Raw genomic sequence first — 24,257 nt, 5'->3', positions numbered from 1 at the left:
ACGAGCGGGACGCGCGGCACCCTGCCCCGCCGCGCGTCCCCAACCAGACCTCGAAACCGAAGCGGGATCAACGAAGTCCCCCGCGACCATCGCCCAAAGGAGCACTCCGATGACTGTACAGACACGCGTCAAGGAACGGGCCGAGGAACAATCGTCGGCCATGACACCGGAACAGCAGGCGGCCATCCGCATGGTCGCCAACGACCTGCACCGCCTCAACCAGGCGGTCATGAAGGCCGTGGACGCCGGCGTTTCCGTCGAACTGGTACGTTCGGCCCGCCATCACGGCGGCGACGGCAACTGGGGCGATCTGCTGATCCCGGTCATCGTCACGCAGGGGCGGCATTGATTGTTGTCGTGCAGCGCCGTGCGTCTTGTCAGACGTGCTGCGCTGCAAGACTTTGTGCTGCTGCATGTTTTTGTCCTTCGATCGATTACGATTGAAGGAAACATGTGGCCCGACGTCGCCGAGGCCGGGCGACCGACAGATCACTGGCGACAGCGGAGTCCGAACCACCGGCTGAGTGGCTATCACAATAGCACTTTTTATGCCGCTAATTACAGGCTACAGCATCGCCGGGCCAACTGGCTGCGGTCGATCGAAATGACATCGGTCATTGCGGAAGCCGCGAAACCCGCTCTGCTTTCTTAGTTTCGCTGGAAAGATCGCCGGGCTGCCGCTCACAGACCATCGTCACCCGGTCTGTAAGATAAACCTGGCGCACCACGACATTGCCGATCGGTGCAAGCGAATCGAAACGATTGACCGTCTCGACATCTGTGATCCTGGCAGGCCCCTCGCAGTACTTGTTCGAGAACTTGCCGATGATGTGCTGCTTGATGCGCTGCGGCAGGTTCGAATTGCGATCGTACTGCCACGTATAGATGGGCTTCCCCTTCTCGTCGCCGATCCGGGTCAGCTTGTGCATCTCGGCCGTAGTGCAGCCCGCCAAAACGGAAAGGAAAACAAAGGCCGTAGCGCGCATATAAGCCAGACCGCAGCGTTCCATGCGCATCCAGCTTGCACTCTGCATCAGTTATTCCGTTCCCGCGCCAGCGTCACATAGACACAGTCAATTCGGCAGTGCAGATCATTTTCAAAGTCGCTACAAAAATACGACAGTCCTAAATCTGGAACATCAATCCCATAGTCGTTGTAAGCGAAATTCATGTTGCGCTCTCGAATCTCATTCGCCACGATCTGCATCGTATCTGGAAGTAAATCTATATCTCCCCAGGAAAAATTTGTTCTATTCCCGTCAGAATCTCTCAAGAATACCTCCACTCCAATAACTTCTCCATTTTTATTGTAGTATACATGAATGGATTCTTTCATAATGCTGCTATTTGGAAATTTGCTTGATTTTACAAAAACTGAATGCCCATGAAAATCCCGAGCGACGTCGATGAATTTTTCGCCTTTTGCGATATCGACAAATCCTTTGTAAGGGTTGCCAGTATCGACTCCAGAAATTTTGTCGAATGGGTGGAGAATCATCTTTGAGCTCACTTAGAGATGAAATCCTGCGGATCAAGAGTACGTGCATAGTCTAACATTTCGGCGATGGCTTTATCATACTTAGAACCGGCTATGCTTCTGATGTCATCAATGTCCATCTGGATCGCTTCCATAAGCTTTCCTTCAAGCAGAAGAGCCTTCTGCCTTGCCCGAAACTCCTGCGCCTCTTCGCCGCTGCCATAGCTCCTGGTCCTCTTATGATCGTTGGCGTCCATTTTGATTGCTGGACCGTCAGCCGTGCTTATCGGAGCTCCTTCATAGCATTTCTTCGCGGGGCAGTGGTGACTGTCGAGACCGTCTCCAGCCGGCCTGCTGGTATCGCGGTGCGGGCCTTCCGGGTATTGCTCTGCTGCGCGATCAACAGCATCGATGACCTCGTCATTGCCGCTCTTGCGCAGCGCACCCATGATCTTCATGCCGATCTTGGTGCCGGGCACGAAGGCCCCTCCAGTCAGGGTCACGCCGGTCTCGAGGGCGAAGTCCTTGACCATCTGGGCGGCTTCGGCGCAGGCGGTCGTATCGCCTGCGTCGCAGGCAAGCCCCGCCTTTGTCAGCTGGTAGGCGTCGTAGCCGCTGAGCGCGTAGTCGGCCGCCGTCAGGCCGATGACGAAGACGGCGATGAGCGCTGGACGGATGTTGTTGTCGACGTCGCGCATCGCCGCGTCGACGGTGGCGTTCAGGTTGTCGGGATCCCCGCCGGAGGCGACCCAGCCGGCGACCGCAGCGATCAACGTCAGCTTGGCGCGGAACTCCTCCGGCGTCTCGGCCGTGACGCCGCTTGCCACGGCGATTTCGGTGACGAGCGTGCCGAGGGCGGCAGAGGCGCAATTGCTGCCAATTGCCTCGGCTGCCGCGCAATTGATCAGCGCCTTGGCAACGGTCTTTTCCAGTGACACCGTCAGATGCCCGCCGGCGTCGGCAACCTCCGAGATTGCCGCCCCGGCAACGGCGTTGACGGCGGCGGACAGGACCGCCTGCGAAAAGCCGGATCGCCGAGTTCAGCTCCGGCGAGCCACGGTGAGCCTTGCGCCGTTAAACCTTTGGCCTCGCGCAGTTTCGAGCCTCACCTGCTTCGGCTCGTTCAGAGGTAAGCAGCGGGCCTGCTCCGGTACCGAGCCATTTCGGTCTGCCGCGAAAGCCGGTCTTACGCCTCGAAGGGCGAGGTGTAGGGGAGAAAGTCGAATCGTCCCTCCTTGCCAAGGAGGACGTACTCGCAGTAGCGATCGAAGGCTTCAGCCGGCTCCGAAAGGATGCGCATGTCATCGATGACGTCATCCTTGATATGGTAGATGACCCCGTCCTGGATCGTGTTCTTGACGAAGAAGATGTCGCCCTCCCGCAGCTTCCGGCGGGTATCGAGGAACGCCATCAATGGGATGTCCTTCCGGTCTTCCAGTCGTTTGATCGGCAGACGCTCCTCGAACCACGGCAGGTATTTCTTATAGGCGCGCAATCCCTTGAGATAGCCCTCGAGGCTCTCCCAAGGCCGAGTGACCCCCCAAGGCAATATGCGTTGCGGATATGCAATGACGTTTTCGGGCAGGTTCAGGCCGTCGAAGCGGGTGTAATAGGCTTCGCGCAGCGGCAGCGGCAGGCTCAACTGACGCTGGTTCAACTTTCGGGGTCGTCCATCGCGCCGGCTCAGGTTGGTCTCGATGGCGGCGATCCACGAGTCATATCCTGGATCTGATAAATTCTTGTTCCAAAAGTCGCGTTCGACAACAACGGCCTTGTTTTGAACCTCAAGAACGAGATTTACGCGTAAATTCTGTCCGAGCGAACTTGGAGATGTCTCAACGACCTTCACCAATAGCTCACCACCGCCCAAGAGAAGTTCGCCAGTGCGTGGCTGATGACGCGCCGTCAATTCAAAGAGCCATTCCTTGCCCTTTTGGAGCGGGGTCAAAACGTCAAATAGCCTCCCCTCACCCGGCTTTGCGTCGTACACGGCATGCTTGACTTCTGGCGTCGCTTGCAGGCTGCTGTTCCAGCATGCCAAGACCCTATTGTATTCTCCAATTTCGAAGAATTCCGCCATCGTCAAGCATGGGATTGCCATGTCACCTCCTTTGAGCGTTGAAATAGTCGACCTTATCTTGTAGAGACGTTCGCATCTTTTGCTGTTCTTCGAACAGCCACTGCCTGTATTCGGTGCTTACGGGCTGTCCTTTGTAGGTTGGCCAAGGCCTGTCCGTGCCTTCGACAGTACATCCTTTCGAGCAGTTCATGGAAGCATCCAGCGGCTGGATATTGCGCGGTTCGTTCAAGACGAGTTTCTGCTCCGCCGGCGTCAATTGGTCGAACCCTGGCAACTTTTGAACCGCATCCTTCGGCAGGATGTGATCCCTGTGCAGGTTCATTCCGGTAGGGATGTCCTCGACCTCGTTCGTCAACGGGTTGCGCCATTTGATCGGATTTCCGGCGTCGTCATAGAACTCCGTGCGGTAGCCGTTGCCGTAAAAATCACCCTTCGCCGATTGTATCGGCGGATCGGGTTTGTCTTTCCCGGTCGGCAGCTTCCAGACTCTGATCGCGCCGAGACCGATCGATGCAGCCTCGATGAGCTTCGACCAGGGCGTCAGCCTGAACTCGTCGAGGCGGGCCTGTTCGGACGGTGCGAGCGGTCCCCGCTCGACCATGATCTCGAGCATGGTCCATTCGAGCGAGAGGAGTCCGCGAATATCGGCATTGATGTAGGTGGCGCCGACACCGTAGGAATCCGCGTTCGAAACGAGGAGAACAAGGTCGCCGCGCATTTGATCGATGAGTGCCCGGCACGCGCCGGTGTCGCTCAGGCAGGTGTCCGTGAACTCGTCCTGCCGTGCCGACCAGGTGGCGATACGCTCGGCTTCGACGCGGCTCTGGCACTCCTCATCGTTGCCGCATTGGGCGAGCTTTTGTTCGTATTCACGCAGTTCCTGGTGGGTGAGGTAATTGTTCTCGAGCCCTGAAAGGGCGATGTTTCCGGCCGCAAAGACGTTGTCCGCCTCGCCCCCCGAGAAAGCATAACCTGCGAGCGCGCCGATGAGTTGCACCGCCTTAAGGCTGCCATCGCGCCAGGAAATCAGGGCAGCGGCGTAAGCGTCGGCGGTGGGATAATCCCCGGGCTGCGGCTCGCTGGCGGAGAGACCGCCGGCGAAAAGGCTCTGCGCGACGGCTCCCGCAGCACCCGCGGCGCAATTGCCGCCCTGAGCCTCGGCGGCGGCGCAGCCGGCGACCCCGTGCAGCAGCGCGCTCGACAGGGTGCCTTCGCCGAGCCCGAGATCGCCGATGCCGCCCTGGACATCGGCGAGCGTCAGATTGACCACGGTGTTGAGCAGCGCCTGCGAGAAGCCGGACCCGAAATCGGTGCCGTAGACGAGCGACGACAGGCCGGAACCGATGGCGCCGTCAAGCGCTCCGTCGAGAATGCCGCCGAGCGTCAGCTGCCCGTTGCCGAAGCCGCCGAGCAGGCTTTGGTCGAGGAGGCCCGCCGTGTCGATGCCGAGGGTCGAAAGATTGACGGCCCCCTTCAATCCCGCGGTGGCACCGGAGAAGGCGGCGCCCTTGAGGATCTCGCCGATGTCGTAATTGCCCGAGACGATGCCGTCGAGGCTCTCGACGATGAAGGAGGTAGTGAAGGCTTCGGCTGCGGCCGCGACCCAGCCGCTGACACCCGGCAGGACCGCTCCGACGATGGCCGGCGCAGCGAAGTTGGCGACCACGACGGCGACGAGCGCCTTGAAGGCGGGCGAGAGGGCGACCTGCTTGTCGTAGAAATATTCGTTGGCAAGGCCGGCCTCGATAAAGGCGAGGCCGGCGATGGCAAGCAGCTCCTCCGGATAGAGGTCGTCCGGATTGGCGGGATCGACGCCGGCCTGATTATAGAGGCTGAGGCTCGCCTGGCCGCCGACCGAGAAGTCGGTCGCGCCGCCTGCCTCTAAGGAGGAGAGCCTGGCCGTCTCGCGAAAACTTCTCTCGGTGATCGTCGTCATGGTGACGAGGCCGAGATTGCTGGAGAAGAAGGCCTTGCGCTCGCTGTCGATCGCGGCCTCGACCGAGAAGTCGCCGCCGGTGTCGATCGAAAGATTGCCGCCGGCGGCAAGATGCGCCCCGACCAGCGTGGTGTCGGCGCCGGAGACGAGCGTCAGATCCAGCGCGGCGAGCGCATCGGTGCCGGTGCTGAAGCGGCTCTCGGTGCTGGAACTCCTGGTCGAGCCGAAGAGGCCGAAGAAATAGCTCTTCTTCGTCGTGCGGCTTTCCTGGAAGATGTCGGTATAGGCGCCGGCATAGATGTCGCCCTCCGTCGCCGAAAGCGCGATGTCGCCGCCGGCCGAGACGAAGCGGGAGCCGGCGGTGACGAGATCGCCGGTCCCGGCGACGACGTCGACGTCTCCGGCCGCTGCGATCGAGACGCCCTCGTTTGTGACGCGGGCCCTGGAGACGGAGGTCGACTTCTTCTTGAAGAGGCTCTTCTTCTCGGTCTTCGCCTCGTAGGAATAGATATCCTGCGCCGCGGCGAGCACGACCTCGTCCTTCGCCGCGAGCCGGACGGAGCCGCCGCTGTCGAGCGCCGTGCCGACGAGCACCGCACTGCCGCCGGCAAGCGCCGTCAGGTCGCCGCCGGCGGAAAGCTTCGTCGCCGAGCTGGTGACGGTGGAGATGTCGAGGCTGGATCTGCGGCGGCTCCTTTGAAACTCGGTGGTGGACTCGGCCGCCGACAGCACCAGGTCGCCGGCCGCCGCCAGGCTGAGATTGCCTCCCGCGTTGCCGGTGACGCCGGCGAGCGTGAGCGCGCCGCCGCTGACGATCGCAAGATCGCCGCCGGCTTCGATACTCGAGAGCTGCTGATCGACGGTCTCGAAGGTGCCGCCGGCCCAACTGCCGGCGAAGCGCCGCTCGAGCCCGGTCAGGGTCACGCCGGCTCCGTAGATCGAAAGATCGCTCGCGGAAGCGATCGAGGTGCCGGCCGCGAGCAGTTCGCCGCCGGCCGCAAGCGCTACGCTGCCGCCGCTGATCGTCGCGTTCTCGAAGGAGGCCGCATCGAGGGCGGAGAGGGTCAGTGCGCCGCTTCCGGCGGTGAGGCTGCCGTCAACGATCGAAACCGTGCCGGCGCTGACCGTCAGGCTGCGGCTTGCGCTGATCGCGCCGTTGCTGGCAAGCGCGCGGGAGGCGATCGCCACGTCCCTGCCCTGGATCAGGGCGCCGGCCGTATTGAGCGACAGCGGAACGGCCTTCGGATAGACGGTGCGCAAGCCCGACCCGTCGGGCGCCGGCACCTGGACCGGCGTGTCGAGATAATCGAAAGCCGGGACGGACACGCGCTCACTTGCGCGCTTCAGCTTGGCGAGGATCGTCTCGCGGCCGTTGTTGACCAGGTCGTCGCGATAGGCGAGCCGCCCCTCGGACATCAGGTAATCCGAGGTGACGAAGTTCGCGTATTGCGTGAACTCCGGATCAGTTTCCGCAAGCGTGGTGAGGCCGGCGACGAGCAGCGCATCGACGGAAGCGGTGGGTGAAAGCGAAGGCCGAAGCGGGACGACCGGCTGCAACTTTTCGGAGAGCACCGCCGTATCGACGGGAATGACCACAGGCGTGCCGGGAAGCTCGACGGAGGCCGGCGCGGGCTTGTCCACCGCGACGGGCGCCAGGGCCTCGATGAGGACCTCCCCGATCCGGCTGACGGATATGGGGGACAGCGGATCGAGCGCTGCAGGCGCGCCGGTATCGACCTTCGTCTCGGAACCCAGATCGGCGGCTTCGACTTTGCGGATGTCGTCACCGTTGCCGGCCACGGGCGCCGTATAGTCGTCTGCCCGGGTTTCCGTAAGCTCGAAGTTCTTGTCGCTGGCGGGCGGGACGCCGGCCATGTCCGGATCGCCTGCGGCCTGCCGCTCGGCGATATAGGCGTTGAGCTTGTCGAGCACGTCCTTCGTGGAGAGCTCGGAGGAGGGCAGCGTGACGTTTTCGAGATTGCCGGAGATCGCAACCGTGCCGTTCGCCTCGATTCGGCCGCCGAAAGTGTCGTAGAACTCGACCTTGCCTTCGTGGCAGGTGAAGCAATCCGGGCGCTTGTGCACCTCGACGAGGAACTGGCTGGCGCCGAGCGCCTGGTTCTTCACGTCGTCGGCGGTGATCACGACGTCGTCGGCAGCCGAGATATTGCCGTAGATGTTCTCGACCTTGCCGGCTTTGATGTCGATGCTGCCGCCGGCGACCAGCTCCGCAAGCACGCCGTCGTCGTTGAAGCGGTCCTGATAGAGGATCTTGACGATGTCGTAAGGCGCACCGGAGCCGGCGGTCATCGCACTCCAGGGCGCGGTTGCAGCGGCCACGAGCCGGTTCGAGTAGATGGTTACGGTCTCCCCCGTCGCGGGATCGGTGCCGGTGCTTTCGACCTCGAGCGAGGCCGGCTTGAGAATTGCCTTGACATCCTCGGCGACGGTGGTGCCGCCGGAGGCGAGCGTGTCCCAGAGCGCCGCATAAGCCGCGGCATATTGCGGCAGGATCTCGCCGTTGGGGGCGAAGGCGGCCTCGTCGACAAGTTCCCTCATCGCGGCCGCCGGATCGGGGGTGCCGGCGGCGTTCGCCTTGGCGAGCATGTCCGACCAGACGCCGGCAAAGGGGGCGGCGAGCGCCGTGCCGCTTGGCGTCTTCAGGCTTGACTTGACGATCGAGCGGCTTTTGGCCGAGAGCAGCGAGCCGCCCCGCACCAGGTCGGCCCAGAGCGCGGCATAGGCATCGGCATTTGCCGGCTTGATGTTGCCGTCGGCATCGAGATAGGCGGGATCGATCAGCTTGAGGATCTCTTCGGCCGGCCTGACCGAGCCGGCCTTGCCTTTTTCCAGCCACTTGATGATCTGGCTCGAGGCGATGGTCGGCGCGGTGCCGACGTTGAAGACCTCCTTCGCGCGGATCGTCAGATCGCCCTGGAGGGCCTCGATGCGGCCATCGGTGTTCTGGACGATCTCGGCCGGATCGAGACCGGCATTTGCGGCGAGCGTGATCGAGCCGTTTGCCCAGATGACGCCGCCATTGTTCAGGATCCGGTCGTTGTAGATCGCGAGATCGCGGCCGGAGAAAAGCGCCGCCGTGTTGACGAATGGGGCGTCGGTCGCAATCGTCAGGGTATCTCCGCCCGTGACGAGACCGGTATTGGCGAAGGTGCCGGCGGAGACGAAGTCGATCGCGCCGCCGCTGAGCGTGCCGCCGTTCTTCAGACCGCCGGAGCCGGCATCCACGGCGAGCAGGCCGGTGGCGGCAAGCGTCCCGGTGTTGTCGAAGGCCTCGGCCGAAATCGCCGCTTTGCCGGCGCGGATGGCCGAATCGGCCGAGGTCGAGAAAGCCGTGGCGGCGGCGACCGTCAGCGCCGTCGCGCCCTCGATGGCGCCGAAATTGTCGATCGCCGCCCCGGAAGCGAGTCTCGTGCTGTCGCCGAGGAGGCTGCCGCTATTGAGCAGGCCGCCGGCGCCCGCCGAAACGTTCAGCCCGCCGGCGGCGCGGGCCGCGCCGGCCAAGGAAATCGCCGCGGCGGCGAGCTCTACCGTGCCGCCATCGATGCGGGAACCCGCCGTGGTGATCAGCCTTTTGCCGGCGCCGAGCCGGATCAGCCCGTCGCCCGCAAGAACGCCATCGTTGGTGATGGTCTCGGCGATGGCGAACAGGTGCCGGTTGCCGACGATGCGGCCGTCGTTGCGGAAGGCCGCCGTGGTTTCGAACGATGCTGTATCGCCGATCAGCGTGCCGCTGTTGCCGATGCCGCCGATGCCCGCGACGATCTCCAGCGTCCGGTCGGCCATGATCGTGCCGGCGGTTGCGACGCCTTCGGCGTCGATCGCGACCGCGCCGGCCTGGATGCCGGAGCCACGGCCCGTAGCGACGGTTCGATCGGCGTCGATCGCAACGCGACCGCGGCTGAGCAGCGTGCCGTCGTTGGTGACCGCCGCGGCGTCGATGGCGATCGTATCGGTCCCCTCGACGACGCCGGCATTGCCGACCTCGCCCATTGATACGAGCTCGGCAGTCGCGGCTCGGATCGTTGCCGAACTGGCGGTTCCGCCTCTGCCCGAAGCGAGCCGAAGCGTCTTGCCCGCAAGGATGACGCCGCCGGTTGCAAGGCTCTCCCCGGAGACATCCACGGCACCGCCGGCGACCCTGGAGCCGTCATCGGTGACGACCGAACGTGTGGCCTTCAGCAGAACGAGGCCATTGCTGGAAAGCACGTCGCTGTTGCGGATATCGGTCGCCGCGATGAGCAGCTGGCTACCGCCCGCGACCGCGCCCTCGTTGCGGAAAAAGCCTGTCGTCCCGGCGACCGCCCGGGCGCCGACGAGAGTGCCGCTGTTGACGATACCGCCGCTTGCCGAGGCGATTTCGAGCGCGGCGTCGGCGACCACCGTGCCGGCCGAACGGACCGAAGCACCCGTGAGCGTGACCGAATCTCCGCCAATTTTGGCGGCGGCCATCGTTGACAGCGTCTGCTCCGCCGAGAGGCCGATCGTGCCTTCGCTGGTGATCGAACCGCTCACCAGAAGACTGGAGGCGGCGTCGAGGGAGACGGCGCTGCCTCCGCTGATCGCGCCGCTATTTGCGAGCTGACCCTTTGCCGTTGCCGTAACGGTCTCTCCGGCCAAGACCCCGCTGTTGCCGATGCCGCCTTCTCCGGCCGCGATGGTCAGGGCGGCGTCTGCGATCACCGTGCCGGCGGAACGAAGCGCTGCCGCCGAGAGGGCGACATTCCCGCCGGCTGTCTCGGAGTCCCTGCCGAGCACCATTGTCGCGCCCGACTGCAGCCGCATTGTCCCGAGGCTCGAAATCACGCCTTCGTTGGCGAGATCGGTGGCGGCGGCGATTGCCACCTCGTCCTTGCCGCCGATCTGCCCCTCATTGAGGAGGGCGGCCGCCGAGCGGATGCCGGTCGTCGCTGCCTGGACCGTTCCCCTGTTGGACAGACCTCCCGCCGCCGCTTCGATCGTCAGTGCAGCACTGGCGACGATCGTTCCTGACGTCTCGACCGATCCGCCGCTGAGTGCGACGGTTCCGCCTGATATCTTCGAGCCGGCCGTGGCCGAAAACCTGAGTCCAGCGGATATATCGAGGGCACCCTCGGCCGCGATGGTGCCGCTGTTGGCCGCCTCGCGCGTGGCAACGAACGTCGCCGAGGCCCCCGCGAGCGAACCGCTATTGTCGATCGAATCGCGCCGGAATTGCTTGCATTGCCGGTGCTGGCAACAGCCACCGATTCGCCGCTGAATTCGCCACGGTTCACCAGACCGCCGGAGCCGGCCGTCACGGCCAGATCGCCGGCGGCCTTGAGCAAGCCCGCGGTCGCGACCGCCGTGCCGCCGAGGCGCAGGCTGGCGGCCGACACCTTCGCTCCCGCGCCCGCTTCGAGCGTCTCGCCGGCAACGATTTCTGCGGCCCTGCCGGCGTTCAGACTGCCCTGGACTGTAAGATTCCGGCCGGCCGTGAGCACGGCGCTACTCGACGAGAGCGCCGCATCGGCCCCGACGGCGAGGGAACTGCCCGTCGAGCGCAATGTGAGCTTGCCGCGCGCCGCGACGGCGGCTGCGACATTGGCGGCGCCGGCGCTTTCCAGCAGGATGTCGCCGCCGGAGACCTGGCCGGTGAGGGGTCAGCGCATCCCCGCTGCGGATTTCGACGAGGTCGCCCTGTTCGGAAGTTACCGATCCTTCGAGAAGGAGCGGACCGTCGCTGCGCACCCTGACCTTCTGACTGGCCTTGAGCCCGGCGCCGGAGGATGATCCGAGGCTCAGGCGCCCGGCATTCGAGAGTGACAGGTTGGATCCGGAGGCCATTTCTCCATCGATGCGCACGCCGACGCCGCGCTCCGTGGCGATCATCTGGATGGCGTCGGCATACATGCCGCCGAGCGCCGAGACGTCGACGGCGAGCGCCGGCGCGGCCCCGGCTCCGTCCTGGGGCGTGATGCCGGTTACCTTTCCGGTTGCCGGATCGTAGGACCAATCGTATTTGACGGCATTGGCGCCGGTAACGACGTTCAGGCCTTTGGCACGCATACGGCCGTAGATCGCGGCCGCCCGCGCGATGACGTCGACACGTCCGGTGTCCGAAGCGCCGACCCGGCTTTCCGGGTTGAGGCCCGCCCCGGTGATCGTCACCGTGCCCCGGCGCACGTCGAATCCGCCGAGGCCGCCTGCCGCGTTCAGCGCCGGAACTCCGGTCGTAAGGGTCGCGCGACCCGTGTTGATGAAGCCGCAGCCGTTGCAGGTGATGCCGTACTCGTTGGCGAGCACGACATCCACCGCAGCTCCGCCGACCTCGAGCATGCCGTTGAGTTCGGCCGCATTGCCGCCGACGACCTCGCCGATCCAGAGTTTTGCCGGATTCGAGGGCGTCAGGTTCGGATTGCCCTCGATCCATCCGCCGAGCTGGGTCGTGACGTTCGTCGGCGAGTTGTTGAGGATCAGGTCCCCGGCGGAGAACTTCTCGTATTGATCCTGCGAGACGCCGGCGGCATTCGGCGTGTCTATATTGAGGATCGTCGTTCCGTTATAGGCGCGGTCGACACGCGGGCGGGCGGTATCGGGTTTGACGTGAACGATTTCTCCGGCATGTGCGAGCACGGGCTGGAATGCCAATACGGCTGCAAGCAGCCCGCTGATCGAACGGTTGAACGCGTTCTTCATTCCCGAACCTCATGGTTCACGGCCTGCCTTGCAGACCGTAGCCGTCGGCGATGCCTCAAATGCCGATTGGCCGGCCCGCTCGCACGGGCCGGCCATATTCCTCAAAACCGCACGTCAAGGCTTGCGAAGCCGATGGTCCGCGCCGCATCGAAATCCGACGGCCGGTCAAGCGCGTGCGCCAGGACGAAGGCCATGAACATGCGTTGACGGATGATGACGTCGGCCGACAGGCTGACGCCGATCAGATGACGCTGGTCCCATTGCCGCAGCGGCGAGGGCTTCAGCCAGCCGACGTCCAGTCCGGCGCCAAGCCGCGCTTCCAGACCCGGGCGGCTGAAGGCCAGCCACTCAAGCGTGTTGCGGAAGTAGATGCCGCTTGCGCCATACATGTTGTCGTCGTGGAACCCGCGGACGCTCGACCAGCCGCCGATCGAGAATTGCTCGGATGCCGGGAGAATGTCGCTGGCGAGCTGCGCCGCGATCACACCCTTGTAGGTCAGCGGACTGGAGCCGAGCGGCTGTTCGCTGGTCAGCCGCAGGGTCCAATTCTTGAAGTCGGGATCGACGGCGCTCTTGGCGGGTACCTCGCTGCCGAGCGCTTCGATCCCGAAACGCGCGGTCGCGTCGAACCCGAACTTGCCGGCGCCGGCGAATGTTTCGCCGCGCAGGCCGAGGCTGCCGATGGCGAGGCGCTGACGCTGGCTCTGGATCTCGTAGCTGTCGATGAAGCTTAAGGAACGGCTGAACTTGAGTCCGCCATAGGCATGGAGCTTGCTGATGCTGTCGCGCGAGATCAGGCGCTCGAGGGTGAGCGACACGTGCTGCGAACGGCCGGAGACCGGATAGGCCTGGTTGATGCCGTCGAGCGTGAAGGCGTAGCGGCTGGTGCCCGCGTCGAGCCCCAGGGACCAATTGCCGTAAGGGACGAGGGCGCTCACCGACAGGGCGTCGGAATAGCGGCGGCCACGCGGGTCGAACGGCGTGGAACTCAGGCTGAAGCTCAGCTGGTCGTTGATGCCGATCAGGTTGTCGATGCCGACCGTGGCATTGCCCTTGTAGACACCGGTCGACTTGAAGCCGGTATTTTCGGTCGAAAGATTGGCCTGGAACCGCCGTTCATCCTCCGACAGCACCTGAACGAAGGAACCGCCGACGGTCTGGCCCGGGACCAGCTGGAACTTCGCCGAGGCCGAACGTGGCGCATTGAAGTTGTCGAGGCCCTGCTCGATTTCGCGAAGATTGAGGAGATCGCCGCGGGCGGCCGGGAATGCGGCGGCGAGCCGCCGGTCCGCCTGCCGGCCGTCGCCATAGGCATAGCCCTCGATTCGTCCGGGAATGACGGATATCTCCAAGGACCCGTCGGAGACGTCCTGTTCGGGCAGATAGGCGCGCGTGGTTATGAAGCCTTCCTCCTGGTAGAAGGCGTTGATGCGGCCGAGCGCACGGGCGATGTCGGCCGCGGTGGCGCACGTGCCGATGAGTTGTTCGTGGCCCGACGGGGGCTTGCCGAATGGCTCGTGGCCGGTAATCCGGATCTCGCGGATAGTGAAACAGGGCCCGCCCTCCGCAGGTGCCGAACCGCTCTCTGCCGAGGGGAGGTCGGAAGCGCGCTCTGCGCGGGCGCGCGCCGCATCGCGCCGAGCCCGCTCGGCTTCGGCATTGGTGTTTGCCTCGTTCTGCAGGGTGTCGCGCAGCGCATCGATCGCCTGGGCAAAGGCTGGCGCGCTGAAAAGGAGCCACAGCAGGCTTGCCAGGAGGCGATAGCGCAAGGGTCGAAACGATGAGAGGCGCTGCCTTGCGGTCATGGCTTGCCTCCACGCTTCAGCCCATCGAGCGCTTTCGAAAAGCCCTTGAGGGAGACGGCGAACTCGACCGCCTTGTCTTTCGCAGTCCATATGCGGACCTTCGCCGCCGCGCCGCGTCGAAAGGCGTCGAGGACGGGACCGGAGAGCTTGAAGCCGGCATGGCAGCCGGCACCATCGCAGAGTTCGAACAGCGCCTTGAACGGCCGGCGCTTGTCGACTCGGATCTCGATGCCCGGCACGAGATACACCCGCTGCGGCGCGGTAATGACCGCGAACTCCCCCGACCCGTCCGAAGCTGGCGTGACCGTCAGCAGGAAGGCCGGCGGGGCTCCATTGCGGGTCTCAGGTGCGGCGAACATCTGGCAAAAGGCCGGGGCATCCCCGCGGCACTCGACCTTCCAGGCGGGCGAGCCCGATGCTGCCGCAGCCGGCGACCAGGGAAGCGTTGCGGCAAGAAGCGCCAGAGCGATCAGGAACGTTGTAACCGACATGCTGGGCTACTCGCCGGTTCGGTCGATCGGAAGCGCTTTCCAATCCCGCGCGGTGGCGTGCGCCTTCCTGAGTTCCTCCGGTCGCAACCGCGCGCCAAGCTCGTCGCGCAGGGATGCGGCCTCTGCGTTGCCGCGGGCGGCCGCGAGATTCGCGTAGGCGTGCGCCATTATCGGATCAGCGTCGACGCCCGAACCTTCGGAATAGGCCTTTGCGAGTTCGTAGAGCCCCATCGGATTGCCGGCGGCGGCGGTTCGGCGGAAATACGACAGCGCCTTGTTGCGATCGGCATCGACGCCGTTTCCCTCCCGGTGAGCGAGTCCGAGATAGTTGAGAGCGGCGACACTGTGCTGCGCGGCAGCCTTTTGCCAGTAATCGATGGCCTTCGCCCAATCCTGACCGACAGCTCTGCCTTCCGAGTAGATCAGGCCGCAATTGAACTGACCGTTCGGATCGCCCGCCGCGGCCGCGGCACAGATCAGTTCGGTGGCGCGGGCGTAATCCTGAATGACAAGCTCACCCTTCAGATACATCAGGCCGAGGCGGTTCTCGGCCTTGGCGCTCTTTTTGCTTGCCGCAGCGGCGTAAAGCTCCGCGGCGCGCCTCATGTCCTTGTCCGTCCCGAGCCCCATTTCGAAGAGCCGCCCGATATAGAAGGCTCCATCGGCGTCACCGGCCTCGTAAGCCTCCTGGAATTCCTTGACCGCTCCGGCGATGTCGCCGCCTTCGAGCGTTTTGATCCCCTCGGCGACGCCCGCCTGGGCCGTCGTTGCGAACACCAGAAAGAGCAGGCTCAGCGAAGCGTAGAAGGATGCGGTCATGAGGGCCTCGATACGGGTGCAGGAATTGCCTGGGAACAATCGTGCGATCCGTCGGTGCCAGCCCGAAAAGGGACGTCAGCGGTGCGAACGCGCAAAATACTTTTTCGCGCAGCGCAGTTCGTTTCACGCCACCTCATCGCGTGGAGACCGAGCGAATCCTAAGAATGAGAGCGCGAACAGTTGATTATATGCAAATAAGGGTTGCACTACAGGAAGACGAATTCAGCCCGGCAAGACGAGGATCGACCGGCCCAGCGCCCGCTGGTCAAGGCTGAAGGTTCATGCCGAGTTCCGCGGCGGACGCTTGCCGGCAAAGAGGTCCGTATGGCTGCGCAGGAAACGTGTCATCCGGTCTACGACGGTGCGGATGTCGCGTCTGTGCCGGTCCTCGTTGTTCATGACGATCCACTGCCGGTGCCTGAGCGGCTCGATCTCTTCGCCAGCGCGCTCGAGCAAGGGATCGAGGTCGCCGACGAAACAGGGCAGTACCGCTCGTCCCGCGCCGGCCCGCGCGAGATCGAGCAGCGAGCGGGGACGCGTGACCGTTGCAACGATCCGCCCCGAAGCATGCTCGTGCGGCCATCGCAGATAGGCCGAGATCGCATCCTCTTCAGCAACAGCCACCCAACGCTGCGATTCGGACGCATTCCTCTGCCGGTAGGCGGCATAGGCGACTTCGCCCACCGGCCGCGCGGCAAGATAGGTTTCCTCCGGTTCGAAGGCACGGATGCCGATATCGCTTTCCCGATAGGCGAGATTCGCCCGTGTCTCGCCGATCGTCAGCGAAAGGCCGAAGGCGTCCCGTTCCGTGCAGATCGCAGGGAAATTCTCGGCGATCAGCCAGGAGACCCATGTGCCGGCCGCGATGCGGACGACGGTCGCGCCCTCGCCCTCCTTCCGCCAGCTTTCGACCTTGCGGGCCGCCGCTTCCATTTCCTGCAACTGTTCGAACAGGAAGCGGCCGTCGCCCGTCAGCGTATAGCCCGTCTGGCTGCGGATGAAGAGCGAACGGCCGGTGCGCTCCTCGAGCTCCAGCATCCGGCGGCCCACCGTGGCGGGACTGAGCCCCGTCGCCTGCGCGGCACCGGTCAGGCCGCCGGAGCGCGCCACGGTCATGAAACAGCGGTAGATGTCCCAGTCGGTGTTTTTCATGATTGAAAATCATACGGGGAAATCGGCTGTATGTAAAACAATTCCGGATGCATAAAAAAGGGGATGCCCAAGAATGAAGGAGCATCACCATGGATATGATGGCAATGGCACTGCTATTCGATATGGCTTCGAGGAACCGTCACTGGGACGAGAGGTTCGAGCCCCGGCCGCCGAGCCGCCGGCGGCGCTTGGCGAAACGCCTGCTTGCGGCAATGTTCCGCAATCGGCAACCGGCGGAGAAAAGTGCTGTCTGCGCCGGCACCGCTTCCTGCGCTGGCGGCGGCAATTGAAGGCGCCGCGCATCCAGGATGCGCGGCCCGTCCGCAGCGTTCGAGATCCGGCTATGCCGCCCGATAGGTCTGCTCGGCTGGGACCGCCGGTTCGAGCCGGAACTGCTCGACCAGCATCATCAGCGTATCGGCCTGACGGGCGAGGGCCCGGCTGGTACCGGTCACTTCTTCGACCATCGAAGCGTTCTGCTGCGTCATCTGGTCCATCTGGTTGACGGAACCGTTGACCTCGTTCAGGGCCGCTGCCTGATCGCGGCTGGCCGTGGCGATCGTTTCGACATGCTGGCTGATCGTAACGATCTCAGCGCTGATCGAGGCGAGCACTGCGCCCGTTTCCTTGACGAGGCGTGAGCCGGAACTCACTTCTTCGGTCGATTTGTCGATCAGCCCCTTGATCTCGCGCGCCGCCCCGGCCGAGCGTTGCGCCAGTTCGCGCACTTCCTGCGCCACGACGGCAAAGCCCTTGCCCGCCTCGCCGGCGCGCGCCGCTTCGATCCCCGCATTGAGCGCCAGAAGGTTGGTCTGGAAGGCAATGTCGTCGATCACCTCGATGATCTGCTCGATCTGGCGCGAAGCATCCTCGATGCGCGCCATAGCGGCCACCGCGTTGGTGACGACGACTGCCGAGCTGTCGGCGCTCCTCTTGGTCTCGGACACGGCCTGGTTCGCCTCATGCGCGCGCTCCGCCGAAGAGCGCACCGTGACGGTGATCTGGTCGACGGCGGCTGCGGTCTCCTCGAGGGAGGCGGCCTGGGCCTCGGTCCGCTTGGACAGCGCGTCGGCGGACCGATGCATGTCGGCGCCGCTTTGCTGGATCGCCTGGGCGTTGGCGCGAATCTGTGACAGCGTGTCCTGGAGACGGAAGAGCGAACCGTTGAAATCCAGCCGCAACTGCTCGAGGCGACCGGCGAACGGCACTTCGATTTGCCGCGACAGGTCGCCCTGCGCCAGGCGTCCGAGGCCGGCTGCGAGCTCGCTGACCGCAAGATCGATCTGTCTGTCGAGCTCACGCTTCTCCGCATCGTTGCGGCTGCGCTCGGCTTCCGCGCGGGCGCGCTCCTCAGCGCTTTCCGCTTCGATGCGTACCTTGGAGAGCGCATTTTCCTTGAAGACGCCGAGGGCGCGCGCCATGTCGCCGATCTCGTCGCCGCGCATGCCTCCGTCGATCGATGTGTCCAGCGCGCCGTCCGCCAGCCGCCGCATTGCGGCCGTGATCTGGCCGATCGGTTTTTTCAGCGTGAGCGTGAGCGCGATTCCGGCCAGAAGCGCGATCGCGACGCCGGCGACCGTCGCCGCAAGGGAGATCTGATTGGCTTCCGCACGTTCAGTGCCGGCGGCGACCTTCTGCTGCTCGGCAAAACCGGTGAGATCGCTCCATATCTCGTTGATTGCGGCGCCCGCTGCCTCGAATTCGGCAGTGCGCTTGTCCGTGATCTCGACAAGCGCAAGGCCATCCTTCTTCATCACGTCGATAACCGGCAGAAGTGCGCCCGCGGTCCGGTCGAAGAAGCTCATGCCTTTTGCGACGCCGCGCAGGGTTGTCAGATTGGACTGGACTGCAAGGAATTTGTCGAGGAGCTTCTGGCGATTTTCCTCGCTCGTCGTTCCGAGGAATGCCGCGGCGGCAATCTGGATGTCGGTCAGGGATGCGGAGAGCCTGCGGGTCGCGGTCAGCACCGACTCGGTGCCCGCGATCTTGCCGTCAAGCTCGCTGAATATCTGCGTCGCCTCGCGCATCTTGCCGACCGAAGCTGCCTCCAACCGGAAGCTGGCGGTGCGAAAACGGTCGACATATCTGGAAAGGCCCGCGAGCGTTTCGGGGCCGGGCGGCGTCTTGATAAGGGCGCCGATCGCCCCGGAAGCGGAGTTGACGGTTTCGGCAAGAGATTTCTCGCCCTTCGGCAAGAGCACGAAAATATCCCGTTGCGTGCGGCCTATGGTCGGGTAACGATCCTCTGCGACCTTCAGCTTCTCCTCGACGGTTATCGCCTCGCTGACCTCCGTCGCGAATTCCGCATAGAAGCGGCTGGCGCGCATGAGCTTTTCGGCGTTACGAAGCATCGTCTTCGCCGCATTCTCGTCCTTGCGCACGGCGTATTGCAGCCGGTTCGCCTCCTCGCTGATCTTCGACTGTTCGGCCGCAAGCCTCTCCAGATTGGCCCTGGTCCCCGCCCGGAGCTTCTGCTCGCCTTCATGCAGCGTCCAGAGCCCGCCGATGCGCGTCTCGATGTCGCTGGTCGCGGCAATGGCGGCGGCCAGTTCGTCTTCGCCGTTTCCGCCCGCAACCTGCACCGCAGTTTCGGCCAGCACCTCCTTCTGGGCAACGATCGCATCCTTGAGCATCCGGCGACTTTCGTCGGTCGTTCGCTGGAGGAAGTTGTTCATCTGGGCATAGACGTTCTTGAAGCCGCTCAACGTCTGGAGGACGCTGTTCGAGATTTCCATGCGGCCCTGTAACAGACCCGAGGCGTAAAGACCGGTTACGCCGACGGCCGAGATGCTGACGACGAAGGGCAGGATGAAGAACAGAACCTTCGTCTGAATCTTGAAGCGGGCAAGTATCCTGTCGATGAACATGGAAAACACCTTGGCGAACAGCGCGCGTTTCGCCTCCCCCAATGGCTCGGAGCACCCCGGATCGCGTCAGGTGAACGACCGAAGGCGCCCGGCCGCCACCCGATGCGCAAACAGGCTGATGTCTTTCGGAAGTCATGCGGCGCGCGCCGCCAGTCCGCCAGCAGTCATTGCGGGGCCGCGCAGCCGAATGGCGGCGAGGACCTGGCGGGGCTCAATTGCCCGCCATCATCATTTCAAACGATTAAGAATTCCATAAGCGGATTTGCCCTTCGGGAGCGAAACACCGGTCTCCCGGTCCACCGCCGTGGTCCTTCGGAAGCGACGCGTCAGAGCGAGGAAAAGAGAGCAAAGGCCGTAAGGGCAAACAGGCCGAGCGTGGCGAGATAAGCCATCCACTCGTTCTGCCCGCGGCTCTTTTCTGCGCGGGCGATGGCTATGGCACGGGGACGGCGGCGTTGCTGGTTCATGGCCTCTTGTCCTTGTCGCTACAGCAACCGAGCGTCTTGGGCGCGCAAAGTCGCTGCAGCACTTCGAGTTCTGGCAAAGACCGGTCCGCCTTTGCCTTGCCGATCATGGTGCCTCCATCCTGCGGCTGAAGAAAGTCCCCGAAATGGAAACAATGTGGTTTCCGTTTGTTGACTTCCGCAGCCCTCGCGGCTGTTGCGCCATGAAAAACAGGTTCAATTATTTCCCTTATATTTCACTTAACAGTGCCAGAAGAAGCAAATCACCAATTTTGCCACATGGTTACACGTCTTGACCGGCGACGAAGCCGGACGCCCAGGCCCATTGGAAATTGTAGCCTCCGAGCCAACCGGTCACGTCGACACATTCCCCGACGAAGTAGAGGCCGGGAACATCCCTTGCCCGCATGGTCCGGGAGTCGAGTGCATGCGTGTCGACGCCGCCGAGCGTAACCTCGGCAGTCCGGTAGCCTTCCGATCCCGCCGGTCGGATCGTCCAGGCCTGGATGGAGTTGGCAAGCGTGTCGATCGCCTTGTCGGAAAGGTCGGCAAGCATCCGCCCCGTAAGCTTTGCCTCGTCGGCGAAGAACTGCGCGAGCCGGCGCGGAAGGATGTCGGCGAGTGCCGTCTGGGCTGCCTGGCGGCCGTTCGTCCGGCGCATCCCCCTGAGGATCGAGCCTATATCGATGTCCGGCATCAGCCGAAGGAGGATCTCGTCGCCCTCACGCCAATAGGATGAAATCTGCAGGATCGCCGGTCCGCTCAAGCCGCGGTGAGTGATGAGGACGGCTTCGCGGAAGGCGGCTTTCCCCAACCGCGCCTCGGCATCTGCGGCAACGCCGGCCAGCGCGCCGAGCTTTGCGAGCTGAAGCTGATCGAGTGTCAGGGGAACCAGCGCCGGCCGGGTTTCGACGACCGGCAAGCCGAACTGCTCGGCGATGCGATAGGCAAGGCCCGTCGCTCCCATCTTCGGGATGGACTTGCCGCCGCTCGCCACCACCAGCGACGCCGCATCGACGGCGCCGCCACTCGTCGTGACACGGAAGCCCGATGCGGTTCTTTCTATCGCCTCGACCGTGGTCTCGAGCGCCAGTCGCGCTCCCGCCTCCCTCATCTCCGCCGTCAGCATGCGGATGATGTCCCTGGCCGAATGATCGCAGAAGAGCTGGCCGAGCGTTTTCTCGTGCCAGCTGATGCCGTGGCGCTCGACGAGAGCGACGAAGTCCTGGGGCCGGTAGCGGGCAAGTGCGGACTTGCAGAAGTGCGCGTTGCCGGAGAGGAAGTTCCTGGGGCTCGCATGTATGTTGGTGAAATTGCAGCGGCCGCCGCCGGAGATGCGGATCTTCTCACCGGGCGCCCCGGCGTGATCGATGACGAGCACGCGGCGTCCGCGCTTGCCCGCCTCGATGGCGCACATCATGCCGGCGGCGCCCGCTCCGATGATCAGCACGTCCTGCTTGTCCGCCACGAAAGCTCCCTTCTGTTTCCCCGTCCTCCTTTCCGGCCGAGAAGGCGAAAGTCAATCGCGTGCATCTAGCTAATTGCCAAACTGCGGCTATGATTGCGGCATCCGAAGCCAAACCCGGTGATTTATGTCTTCCAAGAGAAGTGTTGCCCAAGAGACAGCAAAGGTCAGCAAGAGTTCGAAGATACCCCTCGCCCTGCATGCCGCCCGTGGCGTGAAGACCTGGACCGAAGCGGTCGATTGGCTCAAGATTCGCGGCATCGAAGATATCGAATGCATCACGCCGGACCTTGCGGGCGTTCCGCGCGGCAAGATGATGCCGACGTCCAAATTCACGTCCAACACGTCGCTTGCCCTGCCATCGGCGATCTACCGGCACACGATCTCCGGCGAATATCCGGAGGAGACCGGGCAGTTCCGCTACGATTCGCGCGACAGCGACATCAAGCTCGTTCCGGACCTGTCCACCCTTTCCATCGTTCCGTGGGAAAGCGACCCGACGGCACAGGTCATCTGCGACATCGTCGGCTCGCAGGGCGAGCAGATCAGCTACACCCCGCGCAATGTGCTTAAGCGCGTCATCGAGCTCTACCGTCAGAAGGGCTGGAAGCCGGTGGTCGCACCGGAGATCGAATTCTATCTCGTTGCCCAGAACGACGATCCGGACTATCCGCTGCGACCGCCGAAGGGCCGGTCCGGCCGTTCGATCCTCGGCGGCCAGGGCTATTCGATCGCCGGCATCAACGAGTTCGACGAACTCATCGACGACATCTACCATTTTTCCGAAAAACAGGGCCTCGAAATCGATACGCTGATCCACGAAGAGGGACCGGCGCAGCTCGAGATCAACCTCAGGCACGGCGATCCGATCGAGCTTGCCGATCAGGTCTTCCTGTTCAAGCGCACGATCCGCGAAGCGGCGTTGAAGCACGGAATCTATGCGACATTCATGGCCAAGCCGATGCAGGGCCAGCCCGGCTCCGCCATGCACATCCACCAATCGGTGGTCGACATCGAGAGCGGCCGCAACATCTTCTCAAATCCCGACGGGTCGCCGTCCCAGGCGTTCTTCTCCTTCATCGGCGGCATGCAGCGCTACGTGCCGCGGACGTTGTCGATGATGGCGCCCTATGTGAATTCCTATCGGCGCCTCACGCCGGACATGTCCGCACCGGTCAATACCGCCTGGGGCTATGACAATCGGACCACGGCGTTCCGTATCCCCGTCTCCGACCCGGTCGCACGGCGCATCGAGAACCGTCTGCCGAGCTCGGACGCGAATCCCTATCTGGCGCTTGCGGCCTCGCTCGGCTGCGGCTATCTCGGCATCGTCGAGGGCCTGCAGGCGACCCCGCCGACGGAACACACGGCCAACGAAGGCGAGATCGAGCTGCCGCGAGGACTGCTCGAGGCGGTTTCGCTGCTCGAATCGGCGCCCTCGCTGGCTGAGGTCTTCAGCGCCGAATTCATCGCCATTTATGCCGGCGTCAAACGCGGCGAGTTCGAAACCTTCATGCAGGTCATCAGCCCATGGGAACGCGAGTTCCTGCTCCTGAATGTCTGATCCGGAAGTTCCATGACCTGGCAAAGCCCGATCTCGCCCGGATATTCCTGGTATGAGGCCACCCTTCCCGAGCGGCCCGCCTTCCCGGTAATGCCCGGCTCCCGCAAAGCCGACGTCGCCATCATCGGCGGCGGCTATACCGGGCTGCAGGCGGCCTACAATCTCGCCCGGAACGGGACCGACGTGACGCTGATCGATGGCTGCCGCTTCGGCGATGGCGCCTCCGGGCGCAATGGCGGCCAGTTCGGCACCGGTCAACGTGTGTGGGCGGAGGAGACGGAGCAAGTGCTCGGCCGCGAATGGGCGCAACGGCTCTTCGACATGGCCGAAAACGCCAAGCGCTATGTCCTGGGATTTTCGGAAGAGCACGCGATCGACATCGAATTCATGCCGGGCCAGCTCTCGGTCAGCCACAAGGCAGGCCTCGAAAGGGACTATCGCAACCATGTCGAGGCGATGACCGAGCGGTACGGTTACCCGCATCTTAGATTCATGGATCGCGAGGAGACCGTCGGCCGGCTCGGCTCCAGCCATTACCACTTCGGCATCCGCGACGCCGGAACCGGCCACATCCACCCGATGAAGCTGGTTGTAGGGCTCGCCAGACAGGCGGCGCTCGCCGGCGCCAATCTCTACGAAGCGACGAAGGCGCTCAAGATCGAGAAGAAGGAAGGCTCGGTCGTCATCGAGACGACAAGCGGCACGATCACGGCCGACCGGGCGCTGATCGCCTGCAATGCCTATATCGGCAATCTCGAGCCGGTGACCGCCAGCCACGTCATGCCGATCCGTTCCTTCATCGGCGCGACGACGGTGCTGGCCGAGCATCCCGGGATTCTGCCAGGCGGCGAATCCGTCGACGATTCGCGCTTCGTCGTGCGCTATTTCCGCAAATCGAAAGACGGGCGGCTGCTCTTCGGCGGGCGGGAGGCCTACACTGCCGACAATCCACGCGACATTTCGGCGCACATCCGCCGACAGATCTGCGAAATCTACCCTGATCTCGCCGACATCGAGATCACCCACGCCTGGGGCGGCTCGGTCGGCATCACCATGCCGCGCCAACCCTTCTGTCGCGAGGTCATGCCGGGGGTCACCACGATCGGCGGCTATTCCGGCCATGGCATCATGCTCGCCAATTATTGCGGCAAGCTCTATGCCGAGCTCGCGCTCGGGCGGTCCACCGAGCTCGATCTGCTGAAGGACCTTAAGATACAAGCTTTCCCCGGCGGAACGCGATTCCGCTCGGCGCTTCTGTTCCTGGCGCTCAGCTGGTACGCGCTGCGCGACCGGTTTTAAGGGAAAGGCGCCCCCTGATTCGGACGGTCGCGCAAAGCCTTGAATTGCTGCATAATTCCATCCACAGAGCGGTGATAATACCAGGGACGATGCGTCACGAGCCGCATCACCGCCCATTTTGTTGCGGCGCACCCTAGCCATTTTAAATCGATTAGATTATACC

At 63.8% G+C, this 24,257-nt stretch carries 18 protein-coding genes; 5 read left to right on the top strand and 13 right to left on the bottom strand.

All coding sequences use genetic code 11. The features are described from left to right. The first annotated feature begins 109 nt into the window (after window positions 1-109). Entirely contained in the window at window positions 110-349 is a 240-nt protein-coding gene (locus SINAR_RS0113170; RefSeq protein WP_003527087.1) for an SMc00767 family acetate metabolism repressor, read from the top strand. A 265-nt stretch (window positions 350-614) separates the two neighbouring features. Here SINAR_RS0113170 and SINAR_RS0113165 read toward each other — a convergent pair whose 3' ends face one another. The 5 genes from SINAR_RS0113165 to SINAR_RS01000000133510 all read right to left on the bottom strand — a co-directional run bounded on the left by SINAR_RS0113165 (window position 615) and on the right by SINAR_RS01000000133510 (window position 10,356). Then, window positions 615-1,016 carry a hypothetical protein gene (locus SINAR_RS0113165; protein ID WP_150823929.1) on the bottom strand — a complete coding sequence of 134 codons (402 nt, stop codon included), beginning with the start codon at window positions 1,014-1,016 and terminating at the stop codon, window positions 615-617. Window positions 1,017-1,033: 17 nt separating this feature from the next. Then, on the bottom strand, window positions 1,034-1,510 hold the full coding sequence (locus tag SINAR_RS1000000136660; RefSeq protein WP_150823928.1) for a hypothetical protein: 477 nt from the start codon (window positions 1,508-1,510) through the stop codon (window positions 1,034-1,036). Then, a complete protein-coding gene (locus SINAR_RS0113150; RefSeq protein ID WP_027999528.1) occupies window positions 1,507-2,415 on the bottom strand; it encodes a hypothetical protein in 909 nt (302 codons plus the stop codon). Before SINAR_RS0113150 ends, SINAR_RS1000000136660 begins: the two co-directional genes overlap by 4 nt. Window positions 2,416-2,663: 248 nt before the next feature. After that, window positions 2,664-3,578, bottom strand: a complete 915-nt coding sequence (locus tag SINAR_RS0113145) for a hypothetical protein (protein ID WP_033057400.1) — start codon at window positions 3,576-3,578, stop codon at window positions 2,664-2,666. 1 nt (window position 3,579) lies between these two features. Continuing rightward, window positions 3,580-10,356: a hemagglutinin repeat-containing protein gene (locus tag SINAR_RS01000000133510; RefSeq protein ID WP_234710613.1), complete on the bottom strand. Its 6,777-nt coding sequence runs from the start codon at window positions 10,354-10,356 to the stop codon at window positions 3,580-3,582. Here SINAR_RS01000000133510 and SINAR_RS1000000137815 point away from each other — a divergent pair. Continuing rightward, the gene (locus SINAR_RS1000000137815; protein ID WP_234710612.1) at window positions 10,337-10,750 is read left to right on the top strand and encodes a hypothetical protein; all 414 of its coding nucleotides are present in this window, start codon (window positions 10,337-10,339) and stop codon (window positions 10,748-10,750) included. The two genes, SINAR_RS01000000133510 and SINAR_RS1000000137815, sit on opposite strands and share 20 nt — an antisense overlap. Window positions 10,751-10,977: 227 nt before the next feature. Here SINAR_RS1000000137815 and SINAR_RS1000000137810 read toward each other — a convergent pair whose 3' ends face one another. The 5 genes from SINAR_RS1000000137810 to SINAR_RS0113120 form a co-directional block, all read right to left on the bottom strand. Then, window positions 10,978-12,168: a filamentous hemagglutinin N-terminal domain-containing protein gene (locus SINAR_RS1000000137810; RefSeq protein ID WP_234710611.1), complete on the bottom strand. Its 1,191-nt coding sequence runs from the start codon at window positions 12,166-12,168 to the stop codon at window positions 10,978-10,980. A 101-nt stretch (window positions 12,169-12,269) separates the two neighbouring features. Beyond that, window positions 12,270-13,973: a ShlB/FhaC/HecB family hemolysin secretion/activation protein gene (locus tag SINAR_RS1000000134700; RefSeq protein ID WP_050577502.1), complete on the bottom strand. Its 1,704-nt coding sequence runs from the start codon at window positions 13,971-13,973 to the stop codon at window positions 12,270-12,272. Further along, window positions 13,970-14,464 (bottom strand): invasion associated locus B family protein, encoded by a 495-nt coding sequence (locus SINAR_RS0113130; RefSeq protein ID WP_027999525.1) that lies wholly within the window; start codon window positions 14,462-14,464, stop codon window positions 13,970-13,972. The genes SINAR_RS1000000134700 and SINAR_RS0113130 overlap by 4 nt, the downstream gene beginning before the upstream one ends. Before the next feature lie 6 nt (window positions 14,465-14,470). Beyond that, the gene (locus SINAR_RS0113125) at window positions 14,471-15,283 is read right to left on the bottom strand and encodes a tetratricopeptide repeat protein (RefSeq protein ID WP_027999524.1); all 813 of its coding nucleotides are present in this window, start codon (window positions 15,281-15,283) and stop codon (window positions 14,471-14,473) included. A gap of 279 nt (window positions 15,284-15,562) precedes the next feature. Next, window positions 15,563-16,435, bottom strand: coding sequence for a LysR family transcriptional regulator (locus tag SINAR_RS0113120; protein WP_027999523.1), 873 nt, complete (start codon window positions 16,433-16,435; stop codon window positions 15,563-15,565). Between the two features lie 89 nt (window positions 16,436-16,524). Here SINAR_RS0113120 and SINAR_RS1000000138290 point away from each other — a divergent pair, with 89 nt between their 5' ends. Further along, the gene (locus SINAR_RS1000000138290; RefSeq protein ID WP_027999522.1) at window positions 16,525-16,725 is read left to right on the top strand and encodes a hypothetical protein; all 201 of its coding nucleotides are present in this window, start codon (window positions 16,525-16,527) and stop codon (window positions 16,723-16,725) included. A gap of 51 nt (window positions 16,726-16,776) precedes the next feature. On the opposite strand, the gene SINAR_RS0113110 is transcribed toward SINAR_RS1000000138290, so the two are convergent. The 3 genes from SINAR_RS0113110 to SINAR_RS0113100 form a co-directional block, all read right to left on the bottom strand. After that, entirely contained in the window at window positions 16,777-19,302 is a 2,526-nt protein-coding gene (locus SINAR_RS0113110) for a methyl-accepting chemotaxis protein (protein ID WP_027999521.1), read from the bottom strand. 326 nt (window positions 19,303-19,628) lie between these two features. Beyond that, entirely contained in the window at window positions 19,629-19,769 is a 141-nt protein-coding gene (locus tag SINAR_RS1000000135325; RefSeq protein ID WP_084617388.1) for a hypothetical protein, read from the bottom strand. A gap of 280 nt (window positions 19,770-20,049) precedes the next feature. Further along, entirely contained in the window at window positions 20,050-21,234 is a 1,185-nt protein-coding gene (locus SINAR_RS0113100; RefSeq protein WP_027999520.1) for a BaiN/RdsA family NAD(P)/FAD-dependent oxidoreductase, read from the bottom strand. 124 nt (window positions 21,235-21,358) lie between these two features. Between SINAR_RS0113100 and SINAR_RS0113095 the strand changes: the two genes are divergently transcribed. Next, window positions 21,359-22,795 carry a glutamine synthetase family protein gene (locus SINAR_RS0113095; protein WP_027999519.1) on the top strand — a complete coding sequence of 479 codons (1,437 nt, stop codon included), beginning with the start codon at window positions 21,359-21,361 and terminating at the stop codon, window positions 22,793-22,795. A 12-nt stretch (window positions 22,796-22,807) separates the two neighbouring features. After that, a complete protein-coding gene (locus SINAR_RS0113090; protein ID WP_027999518.1) occupies window positions 22,808-24,094 on the top strand; it encodes an NAD(P)/FAD-dependent oxidoreductase in 1,287 nt (428 codons plus the stop codon). Window positions 24,095-24,257: the final 163 nt, after the last annotated feature.

It is taken from the genome of Sinorhizobium arboris LMG 14919 (genome assembly GCF_000427465.1).
In the GTDB taxonomy this organism is placed as follows: Bacteria; Pseudomonadota; Alphaproteobacteria; order Rhizobiales; family Rhizobiaceae; genus Sinorhizobium; species Sinorhizobium arboris.
This window is presented reverse-complemented; position numbering and strand designations above follow the sequence as displayed.

Bases quoted from the DNA above. Each gene is read 5' to 3' on its own strand.
- SINAR_RS0113170 (WP_003527087.1), top strand. From the start codon at position 110: ATGACTGTACAGACACGCGTCAAGGAACGGGCCGAGGAACAATCGTCG.
- SINAR_RS1000000138290 (WP_027999522.1), top strand. From the start codon at position 16,525: ATGGATATGATGGCAATGGCACTGCTATTCGATATGGCTTCGAGGAAC.
- SINAR_RS0113120 (WP_027999523.1), bottom strand. From the start codon at position 16,435: ATGAAAAACACCGACTGGGACATCTACCGCTGTTTCATGACCGTGGCG.
- SINAR_RS0113125 (WP_027999524.1), bottom strand. From the start codon at position 15,283: ATGACCGCATCCTTCTACGCTTCGCTGAGCCTGCTCTTTCTGGTGTTC.
- SINAR_RS1000000135325 (WP_084617388.1), bottom strand. From the start codon at position 19,769: ATGAACCAGCAACGCCGCCGTCCCCGTGCCATAGCCATCGCCCGCGCA.
- SINAR_RS1000000134700 (WP_050577502.1), bottom strand. From the start codon at position 13,973: ATGACCGCAAGGCAGCGCCTCTCATCGTTTCGACCCTTGCGCTATCGC.
- SINAR_RS1000000137810 (WP_234710611.1), bottom strand. From the start codon at position 12,168: ATGAAGAACGCGTTCAACCGTTCGATCAGCGGGCTGCTTGCAGCCGTA.
- SINAR_RS0113090 (WP_027999518.1), top strand. From the start codon at position 22,808: ATGACCTGGCAAAGCCCGATCTCGCCCGGATATTCCTGGTATGAGGCC.
- SINAR_RS0113130 (WP_027999525.1), bottom strand. From the start codon at position 14,464: ATGTCGGTTACAACGTTCCTGATCGCTCTGGCGCTTCTTGCCGCAACG.
- SINAR_RS0113145 (WP_033057400.1), bottom strand. From the start codon at position 3,578: ATGGCAATCCCATGCTTGACGATGGCGGAATTCTTCGAAATTGGAGAA.
- SINAR_RS0113110 (WP_027999521.1), bottom strand. From the start codon at position 19,302: ATGTTCATCGACAGGATACTTGCCCGCTTCAAGATTCAGACGAAGGTT.
- SINAR_RS0113165 (WP_150823929.1), bottom strand. From the start codon at position 1,016: ATGCGCATGGAACGCTGCGGTCTGGCTTATATGCGCGCTACGGCCTTT.
- SINAR_RS0113095 (WP_027999519.1), top strand. From the start codon at position 21,359: ATGTCTTCCAAGAGAAGTGTTGCCCAAGAGACAGCAAAGGTCAGCAAG.